General features: G+C 66.4%; 11 protein-coding genes. 7 read left to right on the plus strand and 4 right to left on the minus strand.

The annotated features are described in order from the left end of the window. Positions 1 to 8: 8 nt before the first annotated feature. The 3 genes from CAP2UW1_RS18280 to CAP2UW1_RS18290 form a co-directional block, all read right to left on the minus strand. Positions 9 to 1,055, minus strand: coding sequence for a hypothetical protein (locus CAP2UW1_RS18280; RefSeq protein WP_015768103.1), 1,047 nt, complete (start codon positions 1,053 to 1,055; stop codon positions 9 to 11). A gap of 325 nt (positions 1,056 to 1,380) precedes the next feature. After that, complete coding sequence (locus CAP2UW1_RS18285) at positions 1,381 to 2,901, minus strand: transposase family protein (protein ID WP_015768104.1); 1,521 nt, start codon at positions 2,899 to 2,901, stop codon at positions 1,381 to 1,383. Beyond that, a complete protein-coding gene (locus tag CAP2UW1_RS18290; RefSeq protein ID WP_015768105.1) occupies positions 2,898 to 3,800 on the minus strand; it encodes a DUF4338 domain-containing protein in 903 nt (300 codons plus the stop codon). Before CAP2UW1_RS18290 ends, CAP2UW1_RS18285 begins: the two co-directional genes overlap by 4 nt. A gap of 283 nt (positions 3,801 to 4,083) precedes the next feature. Between CAP2UW1_RS18290 and CAP2UW1_RS18295 the strand changes: the two genes are divergently transcribed. From CAP2UW1_RS18295 to dinB, 7 genes are all read left to right on the plus strand, one after another. Continuing rightward, complete coding sequence (locus CAP2UW1_RS18295) at positions 4,084 to 5,121, plus strand: DctP family TRAP transporter solute-binding subunit (protein ID WP_412566874.1); 1,038 nt, start codon at positions 4,084 to 4,086, stop codon at positions 5,119 to 5,121. Then, positions 5,118 to 5,708, plus strand: coding sequence for a TRAP transporter small permease (locus CAP2UW1_RS18300; protein ID WP_015768107.1), 591 nt, complete (start codon positions 5,118 to 5,120; stop codon positions 5,706 to 5,708). The genes CAP2UW1_RS18295 and CAP2UW1_RS18300 overlap by 4 nt, the downstream gene beginning before the upstream one ends. A 2-nt stretch (positions 5,709 to 5,710) precedes the next feature. Next, the gene (locus tag CAP2UW1_RS18305; RefSeq protein ID WP_015768108.1) at positions 5,711 to 7,000 is read left to right on the plus strand and encodes a TRAP transporter large permease; all 1,290 of its coding nucleotides are present in this window, start codon (positions 5,711 to 5,713) and stop codon (positions 6,998 to 7,000) included. 135 nt (positions 7,001 to 7,135) lie between these two features. Continuing rightward, positions 7,136 to 7,441, plus strand: coding sequence for a hypothetical protein (locus tag CAP2UW1_RS18310; protein ID WP_015768109.1), 306 nt, complete (start codon positions 7,136 to 7,138; stop codon positions 7,439 to 7,441). A 166-nt stretch (positions 7,442 to 7,607) separates the two neighbouring features. Further along, positions 7,608 to 8,189, plus strand: a complete 582-nt coding sequence (locus CAP2UW1_RS18315; RefSeq protein ID WP_015768110.1) for a DOMON-like domain-containing protein — start codon at positions 7,608 to 7,610, stop codon at positions 8,187 to 8,189. 11 nt (positions 8,190 to 8,200) lie between these two features. Further along, positions 8,201 to 9,412 carry an exo-beta-N-acetylmuramidase NamZ family protein gene (locus CAP2UW1_RS18320; protein ID WP_015768111.1) on the plus strand — a complete coding sequence of 404 codons (1,212 nt, stop codon included), beginning with the start codon at positions 8,201 to 8,203 and terminating at the stop codon, positions 9,410 to 9,412. A gap of 22 nt (positions 9,413 to 9,434) precedes the next feature. Further along, entirely contained in the window at positions 9,435 to 10,607 is a 1,173-nt protein-coding gene (dinB, locus tag CAP2UW1_RS18325) for a DNA polymerase IV (protein WP_015768112.1), read from the plus strand. 79 nt (positions 10,608 to 10,686) lie between these two features. On the opposite strand, the gene CAP2UW1_RS18330 is transcribed toward dinB, so the two are convergent. Then, positions 10,687 to 11,451 (minus strand): hypothetical protein, encoded by a 765-nt coding sequence (locus tag CAP2UW1_RS18330; protein WP_015768113.1) that lies wholly within the window; start codon positions 11,449 to 11,451, stop codon positions 10,687 to 10,689. Between the last annotated feature and the right edge of the window lie 340 nt (positions 11,452 to 11,791).

Genomic DNA, 11,791 nt, shown 5'->3' on the forward strand with positions numbered 1-11,791 from the left:
GACGAGGATCAGGCCCGAGCACCGCCAAAGACGACGAACTCCGGGCAATCGATGAACTCGCTGTCGGTCGCTGCGCCGACAAACAGCTCTGGTGTGCCGAAATCCTGGCCGCAGGTGTAGATGGCCTTGTCATCCCGTGAGGCTAGATAGAAGGTTCCCGAGGAATCGAAGCACATGCCCGAGATCGTCTTGACGCCCCGTACGACGGTCTCGAGAGCCCCTGTGGTCAGGTGATACTGCAGTACGGTGTCGGTGCCCGAGCTGCCGATGTAGAGGTGATCGCCGTTGACCAGGAGGTGTACCGGCGCCTGCAGAAACGCGCCGGCAGCGATCTGGCCCTGCAACTGACCGCGCCCCGGACCGCTCCGCAGATCGTAGATCTTGACGCAGTTCCCAGGCTCGTCAGCGACGTAGAGCGAGTCACCGACAACCAGTACATCGCGCACGGAATGGGCGACTTTCATCCGCTTCGGATGCTTCCTCGACGCATCCGCGGCAAGGACGACGTCCAGGCCTTGGGGCCTACCCAGGCTCGACGGCGCGTGCTTCGGCGAGGCCGGGAGCTTGCCGACCGAGGAAGCCACCATGGTTCCGCGGAGAAACATCGTCTTCTTCAAACCGGCAAGGTAAGCGGCAACGGGCAGGGCAGCGCTTGGCTTCTTCCTGGCCAGCGGCTTCAGGCCGGTGACGACATTGCTGTCCTGGCTTGACAGATAGCCGTTGCCGCTCGCGTCGAACGCCAGGGCGAAGGGATGCGCGACGGCCTTCGATACGCTCGCATCAGCGTAGATTCCGAGGTAGGGGTGGCTGCCATCGGCGTCCGGAGTCCCGTCGTAGACGAGGACCTGACTCTCGTTGCGGTAACCGTTCACGACGTAGAGATGACCCGCCGGGCCGAAAACCAGATCGCGCAATTCGCTCAGCGGCGGCGATCCCGCCGGCGTCTGCAGAGCCGCCGTCGTCACTCGGACCGGCTTGCCGCCGACCACGTCATACACGAACACGTTGTTGATCGCCGGGCTGACATCGCCACCGTGAAAGCTGATGTAGATCATTCTCCGTCTCCAGGAAAGGTTGGGCAGGCGCCAGTCACGGCATGGTACCGCTTGTCGCCGACCAGCGGAAAGTTCGTTGCCGGCGCCCCAGCCCTGACGCATGACCCTGCCGAATCGGGGTCGTTTGCCGGAGGCCCGTGCTTTCGCCGCTGGAGCGGTCAGATCGCGGGGGGCTGGCGGCAAGTGAGGGCTGGATGCGCGTGTGGTATGGGGTGCGTGAAGAGGGTGTCGATAGGTGGCAGGAGCTCCGGTCCGATCGCTGGGCGAGCCTGTCCCGGCACGGGGGACGCGGCTTGGGGTGGTTTCTCGGGCCGTCCTGGGCAGGTCACTCGAGTTGCAGGAGAAAAGGTTTGGCGAGGAGCGCGCGCATCCGCGCGGAATCGAGCCAGGGGCCAGCGCAGGAATTTCGGATGAAGGCGATGGCCCCGCGCACGCCGAACTGGCGATACAGATCGCGGAGCTGTCGCGTGAAGCGCGCCAGGGTATTGAAGACATGCGCCAGGCGCATCAGGAGGTGGTAGCCCCGCATGGCATTCCAGTCGAGGGCAAAGGCATGCTCGTAGTGGTAGCCCTGGTGCTTTTCGACGAGGAAGCCCGCTTCGATGCCCCAGCGGTGGCGGGCGCCGAGATTGCAACGCTCATGAACGTTCTCGCGGCTGAGCGGCTGGCTGGAGAGCCAGGCGTGGCGCGCCGTTTCGGTGACGATCCTGGCCTCTTGATCGACACCTTGCCAGCGCTCCTCACAGACGACCACGTGCAGCTTGAGCCGGCAACGACCGTTGGAACCGTAAGCGTATTCGATGTCATTGACCCAGCTGAAGTGCTGTTGGCGTCGTCCCCAGTCCTGCTGCAGGGTTGGTAACTGCCGGGGCTGCAGCGCGCGGAACTCCTCCCAGACCGTGGGCAAATCCTTGTCCTTGAGCACGATCATGAACTGCCAGTGGGCGCGCAAGCAGCGCTGCATCACCGGCCCGTTGGCATAGAGGCCGTCGAGCAGAAGCAGGATTGGCAGGCGGGGAAACAGCCTCTTGAGCCGGTCGCTCAAGCGCGCAAAGCCGCGCAGCTCGCAATCCTGCTTCTGTGCTTCGCTGTCGCCCAGCGCGTGTTCGAGGAACTCGCTGAGCAACGGGATGACCAGACCGTTGTGGAAGACAAGGCTGGCCTCGAGCACGTAGACGAAGTACTGGGTATGGCGGGTTTCGTCCTTGCCGACGTGGCGCTGCAGGAGTTCCTCCGCCCAGAGGGTGTCGCCCGCGAGCTTCTGCGAGCCATCGATGGCGATCGGATGGCAGTGATTGATCAGATAACGCCGGAAGCTCTTGCCGCGGATCAGGCGGCGCACCAGGTCGACGTGCGCCTGTTCCAAGTGGGCGAGGTCGATGTCGCGCAGCAGCCGATACAGGGTGTCGGCGTGCGGCAGGGCCTCGATCTCCGGGAACAGCCGTTGCAGGTTGGCGAGGAACTGCGGACGGGTCATCTCGCGGTTGGTCTCGCGCCGGGAAGCGAACTGAAAGACGAACATCAGCAGGCCATAGAGCAGCAGCACGGTCAGCTTGTGCCGGCGCTTCCTGGGGTCTCGGGGGTCGGGAATCTGTTCCAGCTGGCCGAGCAAGGCCGGCAGTTCGTTGCGCAGGAGGCGCGCCTGTTTGCTCACGGCGTCCTCGCGGGCCTCCGTTTCTTCGGCGATGGTCGCGAAGGCCGAGCATCCGTTGGGCAAGGGTGCGGGCGAGTGGGCCACGGCTCCCCTCGCGCGCCGCTTCGCGTTCAGTGCCTTCTCCTGCCGTCTCTTGTTGCGGCGTTGCTCCCGGATGCCGGCACGCGTCGGGCGACGGCAGGGTGTGCTCATGGCCGGCTGAGCCCGGTCAGCGCGTTCAGCCGGTCCCGACCGTCGCGGCCGATCGGCTTGACCCATACTTGCCGAGGCGTGCTGTGATAGGTCCGGCCAGGACGGGCCAGCCCGCGTCCGCTGGTCTCTCCGAGCAATTGCCAACCGGCAGCGCGGTAGCAGGTGCCGGCATGCTGTCGCGGGTCGACGAAGCTTTCCAGCAGCAGGGGCTCGAAGCCCCAGTGTTCGAGCCAGTCGCTGCGCGCACGACGCGCGAGTTGTCCAAGCACATGGCTGGCCAGATGCGGCACCCGGACGTGCGGGAAGATCAGGAAGCGGCTGTTGTTGAGCACCCGCGGCAGGTTCTCGCGGCGGGCCTGAGCCGTCCAGCCGATCCAGTCGTCGCGCACGGCCACCGCCCGAGCGGCACCGGACAACAGGACGCAACCGAGCCGCAGCTCACCCGCCGTGATGAAGTAGCGCAGCCGGTAGCCGAAGGCGCCCTGGAAACCCAGCGGATGCCAGCGCGCCACCAGCGCATCCCACAGCGCCACCACAGGCGGGTCGCGGACGACTTGCAGAGACACCGGTCCGAGTGCCGACAGCGTGCCGTGCACCGGCGGCTCGGCGACTGGCTCGACCGGTGCGGCGGCGGGTGCGCTACGGCGTGCCGGCGATGGCCTCACCGCCGGCAGTGCCAGCAGGCCGGCCGCCTGCAGACGCTCCAGAAACTCCAGGCAGGCACTGATCTTCGCCGTCCCCGTCAGCGTGGTCCAGCCCAAATGCTCGCAGACCGTCGCCGCCAACTCCTTGCGCGCCAATCCCGGCAGCCACGCCACCGTCGCGCAGAGATCGGCGATCTCCGCGGCGCTGAACACGCGACCACAGTGCACCCATTCTCCGGCACTCGTTGCAACCACCGTGATTCCTCCGGCCAAGACGTGGATCCATGACGCTCCGCCTATCCTGCCAGAAGTCCTCGCGGCTGTCTAGTCCCCTTGTGCGAAACCTTTTTTTTCCTACCCACCGCCACGCCCCAGAAACACAGGGTCGCAGGACTCATGCTTCAGGGCTGCCGGCGCCCGGTCCAGCAGGCGAGCGCGTCCGGGACCATGCCGGACACGCTAGAATTCCGGCTGGCTGGCAGCCGCATCGAAAGCGTCCGCTGCCCGCTTCCTCAGCCAACGCCGCCAAAAGGAGAAACTGATGCGCCGAAGAATCCTCAAGACCCTCGCGATCGCCCTGACGGCGATGGCACTGCCGGCCGCCGTGATTGCTGCCGAGACCGCCTACAAGCCGGAGTACAAGCTGTCGACGGTGCTCGGACCGGCTTTCCCGTGGGGCAAGGGCGGCGAGATCTGGGCCGAACTGGTGCGCGAACGCAGCAAGGGGCGGATCAACATCAAGATGTATCCGGGCGCCTCGCTGGTCGGCGGCGACCAGACGCGGGAACTGGCCGCGGTGCGGCAGGGGGCGATCGACCTGGCGATCGGCTCGACGATCAACTGGTCGCCACAGGTCAAGGAACTCAACCTGTACGCGCTACCCTTCCTGACGCAGGATCACGCCGGTCTCGATGCGCTGACCTCCGGCGAAGTGGCCAAGGACATCTTCGCACTGGTCGAGAAGGCCGGCGTCGTGCCGCTGGCCTGGGGCGAGAACGGATTCCGTGAACTCAGCAACTCGAAGCGCGAAATCCGCAGGCCGGACGACATGAAGGGGCTCAAGTTCCGCGTGGTCGGCTCGCCGATCTTCAATGACACCTTCAGCGCGCTCGGCGCCAACCCGACGCAGATGAGCTGGGCAGATGCGCAGCCGGCACTCGCTTCCGGCGCCGTCGATGGCCAGGAGAATCCGCTACACATCTACACGGCGGCAAAGCTCAACACCGTCGGACAGAAATACGTGACGCTCTGGGGCTACCTCGCGGACCCCTTGATCTTCGTCGTCAACAAGCAGGTCTGGGAGTCGTGGAGCCCGGAGGATCGGGCGCTCGTTCGCCAGGCGGCGATCGACGCGGGCCGGCAGGAAATCGCGCTGGCCCGCAAGGGGCTGACCGCGAGCGACGACGCGATGTACAAGGAGGTCACCGCGCTGGGCGCGACGCTGACGCGCCTGACGCCCGCCGAGAAGGAGGCCTTCGTCCGGGCAACGCGCCCGGTCTATGACAAGTGGGCGCAGACGATCGGACCGGATCTCGTCAGGAAGGCGGAAGCGGCCGTCGCCGCACGCCGCAAGTGAGCGCGCGGCAGGCGCCGCCGACGGGAGCAGCCGCGCGGCCGGCTACTGATTCGCTGACCGGCGAAGCGACGGCCGACCCTGGCAGTGCCGACGCGCGGCCAGAGGACAGGCCGCGCGTCGGCACCGGCGTCGAGGAAGGCGTTGCCGCCATCGCCATGGCGCTGATCTGCGTCATCACTTTCGCCAACGTACTGGTGCGCTACCTGACCAACGTGTCGTTCGCCTTTACCGAAGAGGTTTCGGTCTTTCTGATGGTGGTGATGACGCTCGCCGGCGCGTCGGCGGCGTTCGCCCGCAACCGGCATATCCGCATGGAGTACTTCGTCAGCAAGCTGGGCAGGCGCGCGCATCGCCGCATCGAGGTGCTGGTGACGCTTTGCGGAATGGCGCTGTTTGGCCTGCTCGCGTTCTACGGCTTCCACCTGTTCCTGGACGACTGGCAGTACGCAACGACCTCGCCCGGCATCGGCGTGCCGCAGTGGATCTACACCGTCTGGCTGCCGCTGCTCTGCGCCCTGATCACCCTGCGCCTCGGCGGGCGGCTGCTCCGGCTGCTGCGCGGCGCGAGCGAAAGGGGCGGTGCCTGAACATGCTCGCGGAAGGCAGCCTCATCCTCCTTCTGGGCTTTGCCTTTCTGCTCGTGCTCGGCACGCCGCTCGCCGTCGCACTCGGCCTGGTCGGCGCGATCGTCATCCAGCGCGAAGGACTCGGCATCATGTCGGTGCCGACCAACGTGTATACCGGGATCGCCAGGTACCCGCTACTGGCGCTGCCGGTGTTCATCCTCGCCGGCATGATCTTCGAGCGCGCGGGAGTTGCCGAGCGGCTGGTCCGCTTCGTTTCGGCGCTGGTCGGCCAGCGCGCCGGCGGCCCGGCGATCGTCGCCGTGCTGGTGTGCATGTTCCTCGGCGGCATTTCCGGGTCCGGTCCGGCCGATGCCGCGGCGGTGGCCATGGTGATGATTCCTGGCATGGCCGCGCAGGGTTATCCGCGCGAGTTCTCGGCCAGCCTGATCGCCGCCGCCGGGTCCACGGCGATCCTCATCCCGCCGTCGCTGGCCTTCATCGTCTACAACATCCTCGTGCCGCAGGCATCGATGCCGGCGCTCTTCGCGGCCGGGCTGATTCCCGGCGTGCTGGCCGGCCTCTCCTTGCTGATCCCGGTACTGTACTTCTCGATCCGTGAAGGCTGGGGAGCCGAGAGCAGGGCCAGCGAGGCCAGCCTCTGGCAGACCTTTCGCGAGGCGGTGTGGGGGCTGATCGCTCCCGTGATCATTCTCGGCGGCCTGCGCCTCGGCCTGTTCACGCCCACCGAGGCAGCCGTGGTTGCCGCCTTCTACGGCCTCTGCGTCGGCTTCTTCGTTTACCGCACACTGACCCTGCGCCTGGTGTACCAGGTGCTCGTCGAGTCGGCGGAAATCGCCGCCGTGGTCATGCTCATCATTGCCCTGGCCAGCGTCTTCGCGCACGCCGGTTCGACGCTCGGCGCCTTCGACGCGTTCGCGCACTTGCTGCTGGGCTTCACCGACGACGAGACGATGATGCTGGTGATGATCATGCTGATGCTGCTGATCGCCGGCATGCTGCTCGATGCGATCTCGATCTTCCTCGTCTTCCTGCCCATTCTGTTGCCGATCATGCGCACCTTCAACTGGGACCCGGTGTGGTTCGGCGTGTTGATGACGATGAACCTGGCGATCGGCCAGTTTACGCCGCCGATGGCAGTCAACCTTATGGTCACCAGCCGCATCGCCGGTGTCAGCATCGAGTCGACAGTGCGCTGGGTGAGCTGGATGGTCGCCGCGATGCTGCTCGCGCTACTGTCTGTGGCCGCCGTGCCGGAGCTGGCAACCTGGTTGCCACGGCGGCTTGGCTACTGAGCGACTGGAGCCCGAGGCCGTGACGCCGATCAAGCCCGCGCGCCGCGCACTCCACCATCACTTCGGGTCGCACGGCCGGCGCGCACGCGCGCCGAGCGCACACCAGCACGGCGGTGACTCCCCCGCGCCGAGCCCATGAACCACCCCGACTTGTTCCTCGTCTCGATCGTCCGAACGCTGGTCGAGGTCGCCCTCCTGTCGCTGCTCGGACAGGGAGCCGTCGGCCTGCTCGCCGGCGCCCGACGCGCAAGCAATCCGATCTACCGGCTGTTCCAGGTCGTCACCCGGCCGGTGATCCGGCTCACGCGCTGGTTGGCGCCGACGGCGATCCTCGATCGGCACCTACCCGTGCTGGCCTTCTTCCTGGTGTTCTGGCTGTGGATCCTGCTCGCCTACGCCAAGCGCGTTCTTTGCCAATGGAACGGGTTGGCGGCGTGCTGATTTCGCCGATGCGGACCGCCAACAGGCGGCGCCACGCGAGCTCGGCGCGGCACCGGCGACGGCGTGCGCCAAACAGGCGAACCGATCGACCACAAGGTGCAGCGACAACACCGTCGAAGACGCTAGAATCCACGATCGCCTCCCCCGCAACGCCGGACTCCACCCGATGCTCCCCAGCCAGTCTACAGTAACCCTCGTCCGTCACCCACGCACGCCGGCGCCCGTGGTGCGCCTGATCGAGGTGCACGCCGCGCGCTCTGCCGACGGCGGTCTTCACCTGGCCTACTGTCTGCGCGGCGACATGGCCCGCCTGCTGATCCCGGCACCCGAGACATCCGGCAGCGCCGACGGGCTGTGGGAACATACCTGTTTCGAGGCATTCGTCGGCGTCGCCGGGGAAACCGCCTACCACGAGTTCAACTTCTCGCCGTCCGGCCAATGGGCTGCCTACGCCTTCTCCGGGTACCGTGAGCGCGACACGACGCGAGCCCTGTGCACGCCACCGCAGATGCGGGCGACGCTGACCGCCGGCCGGCTCGAACTCGAGGCAGTCCTTGCCCATGAGTGCCTGCCACCGACTTCCGGGAACGCGACGCTGCAGATCGCGCTGTCGGCCGTCGTCGAAGCCATCGACACCATCGACGGCAGCCACAGCTACTGGGCGCTCCACCACCCGGTGGCCCTGCCCGACTTTCACCAGCGTGCTGGTTTTGCCCTCGAACTGGCACCACCGCCAGCCTTTGCCTGAAGGAAACGCCAATGCCCGTCCTGCAGTCCGGACTTGACCGCCTGCTCGCCGACCCGGACCTGCGCCGGCCGCTGCGCGGCCGCCGCATCGCCCTGGTCGCGCACCCGGCGTCGGTCACCGCCGACCTGACGCACGCCATCGACGCCCTGGCGGCCCTCCCCGATCTGCAGCTGAGCGCCGCCTTCGGCCCCCAGCACGGATTGCGCGGCGACAAGCAGGACAACATGGTCGAGTCGCCGGACTTCCTCGATCCGGTACACGGCATCCCCGTGTTCAGCCTCTACGGCACGGTGCGCCGACCGACGCCGTCCATGCTGGCCAGCTGCGACGTGCTGCTCGTCGATCTGCAGGATCTCGGCTGCCGCATCTACACCTTCATCACGACCCTGCGCTACCTGCTCGAGGCCGCCACGCGGCACGGCAAGGCGGTATGGATCCTCGACCGCCCCAACCCGGCGGGAAGACCAGTCGAGGGGTTGCGGCTGCGGCCGGGTTGGGAAAGCTTCGTCGGCGCCGGCCCACTGCCGATGCGACACGGCCTGACGATGGGTGAACTGGCGTGCTGGTTCATCAACACGCTCGGCCTTGACGTCGATTGCACGGTGGTCCGCATGCACGGCTGGAATCCCGACGCGGCGCCCGGTTACGGCTGGCCGCTCGGCGAGCGCGCCTGGATCAACCCGAGCCCGAACGCAGCGAATGTGTCGATGGCACGCTGCTACGCCGGCACGGTCATGCTCGAAGGCAGCACGCTCTCCGAAGGCCGCGGCACGACGCGCCCGCTCGAGCTTTTCGGTGCACCGGACCTCGACGCCAGCCGGCTCATTGCACGCATGCACGAGCTCGCTCCGGACTGGCTGGACGGCTGCCGGCTGCGCGAATGCTGGTTCGAGCCGACCTTCCACAAACACGCGGGCCGCTTGTGCAACGGGATTCAGATTCATGTCGAGGATGCCCACTACGGGCATACCGCGTTTCGCCCGTGGCGCCTGCAGAGCCTGGCGTTCAAGGCGCTTCGGCAACTCCAGCCGGACTACCCGCTGTGGCGCGACTTCGCCTACGAATACGAGTTCGAGCGGCTGGCAATCGACCTGATCAACGGCTCGCCGCTGTTGCGCGAATGGGTCGATGATCCGACGGCGACGCCGGCCGACCTCGACGCGCTCAGCCGGGCCGACGAGGGAGCCTGGGAGCAGGAGCGCAAGGAATTCCTGCTGTACTGAAACAGACGCCCGGGAGGCAAGGGTGAACCCTCCGCCACGGCGCATCGCCCACCTCGACATGGACGCCTTCTACGCCTCGGTCGAGTTGTTGCGCTACCCGGAATTGCGCGGACAGCCGGTGGTGATCGGCGGTCGCAGCGACCAGCAACCGGTCCTGCTCGCCGATGGCAGCCGCCGCTTCGCCCGCCTGCGCGACTACGCCGGTCGCGGCGTGATCACCACCGCCACCTACGAAGCGCGCGCGCTTGGCGCATTCTCGGCGATGGGAATCATGAAAGCCGCCAGACTGGCGCCCGAGGCGATCCTGCTGCCGGTCGATTTTGCCGCCTATCGCCACTACTCGCGCCTGTTCAAGGCGGCTGTCGCGGCCATCGCCCCGCAGATCGAAGACCGCGGCATCGACGAAATCTACGTCGATCTGAGCGAACTGCCGGAGCCGACCCGACCTCTCGCGCAGCGCATCAAGGACGCCGTGCGCGCGGCGACCGGGCTGTCGTGCTCGATCGGCATCGCCGCCAACAAACTGCTCGCCAAGATCGGTTCCGACCTCGACAAACCGGACGGCCTGACCCTGCTCGGCGCCGACGATCTGGCGCGGCGGATCTGGCCTTTGCCGGTCCGCAAGATCAACGGCATCGGCCCGAAAGCGAGTGACCGGCTCGCCGTGCTGGGGATCCACACGATCGGCGAACTGGCGCAGGCGGAAAGCGCCAGCCTGCAGCAACACTTCGGTCGGTCGTACGGCGCGTGGCTGCTCGCTGCGGCCAACGGCATCGACGATCGCATCCTGGTCACTTCCTCCGAGCCGAAGTCGATCAGTCGCGAGACGACCTTCGAACGCGACCTGCATGCGCGCGACGATCGCGCGGCACTGAGCGAAATCTTCACCGACCTGTGCACGCGTGTCGCCGAGGATTTGCGGCGCAAGGGCTACGTCGGCCGCACGATCGGCATCAAGCTGCGCTTCGCCGACTTCCAGACGCTCACGCGCGACCTGACGCTCGCCAGCGCCACCGCCGATGCGCAAGTGATCCGCCGCGCTGCCGGCGAATGCGTGCGCCGTGTCCGCCTGGAGCGCAGGATCCGCCTGCTCGGTGTGCGCGTTACCGCCCTGTCGACGCTAGAGGGCGCAGCGACTGAACAGCCACCCCGCCAGGGAGAACTGGCGCTGTCCGACGAGTCTGACGCCGGGTAGCCGGGACCCAGGCTGCGCAATGACGTACAAGGAGCCGCCGCCGAAAACGGCCTCGCCGGCGGCGCCTTGCGGAAGAAGCTTACATGTTGGCCGAACGCCACCAACTGTTGTGATCGCGACGCAAGACCTCGTGCGACGGCATCGGGTAAAACGCCAGATCGGGGCCGTTACCCGTATAGAAACCGCTTTTGACCATGCGATATGGGAAGTCCAGTGAATGCACGCGATGCACCAGTTTGCTCTGCTTGCCGGTCGGGTCCACTTCCAGCAACGCCTCCCGCAGGTGGTGCATGAACGAGTACGGCAGATCGCCAACCGCACCATTCGCGGGATCGGTCGCCAGCGAGCCCAGCCCCAGCTCGACGAAACACAGCCCGGGGAAGCGAATGAACTTGGCTGGCTGGCTGGTGATGCTCGAATAGTAAGTCTGCGGATCCTGGGCGCTCACTACCAGGCTGTTGATCGGCGTCAGGTCCTGATACATGTGCAGGCCCCTGTCTTTCGCCGGTAGCGCGTCGGCCTGGCTCAATGCCAGGGTGTGACCATAGGCGGTGCTCAGATACAGCTTACCGAGGGCGCTCACCGGGATGTGCTCGAGCACGCGGTAGACCGAGATATAGACCGAGTTTTTCGGCGTGCCGTCGGGATGTGGGGTGCAGCGCTTGAAGCCCTCGTCGATGTTGAAAAACTCGTGGCGGAAGGTGGGGTCGACCTCGAAGAAGATCGCCTGCCCCTTCGACTTGAACTGGTGCCCGGTCGAATAATATTGCCCGAACTCCTCCGGGCTCAGCATCGAGGCGATCAGCGCCTCGGGAATCAGCGAGAAGTAAAGATGTATCGTCATGGTTGTGTGCTTTCTCAAATAATGAATTGTCGGGAAACGTACCCTCGCCACAAAATGCGGAGGGTTCCGGTGAAGCAATGCGGCGTTTTGGGTTGCGGTCTGGATTCTATCGTTTTCATTACAGAAGGTGTGATCAGCTGAGAGCCGGGCATCGCAACGGCTGCCCAGGCCACATCATCTCGATGCCCGCCATGCGCCGCGAAGCGGCCTTGGTCATGGGCTCGGCGCCAGCAATGGCGCGGCTTGGTGGCATGTCGCGGTGGCGGCTCGACATACCACCGGAAGCCGGTCAGAGGACAACGACGGCTGGCGTCTCGGCCGCATGCGTTGCCCCCCTGGC

Origin of the sequence: Candidatus Accumulibacter phosphatis (genome assembly GCF_000024165.1) — a bacterium.
GTDB classification, from domain to species: Bacteria; Pseudomonadota; Gammaproteobacteria; order Burkholderiales; family Rhodocyclaceae; genus Accumulibacter; species Accumulibacter phosphatis.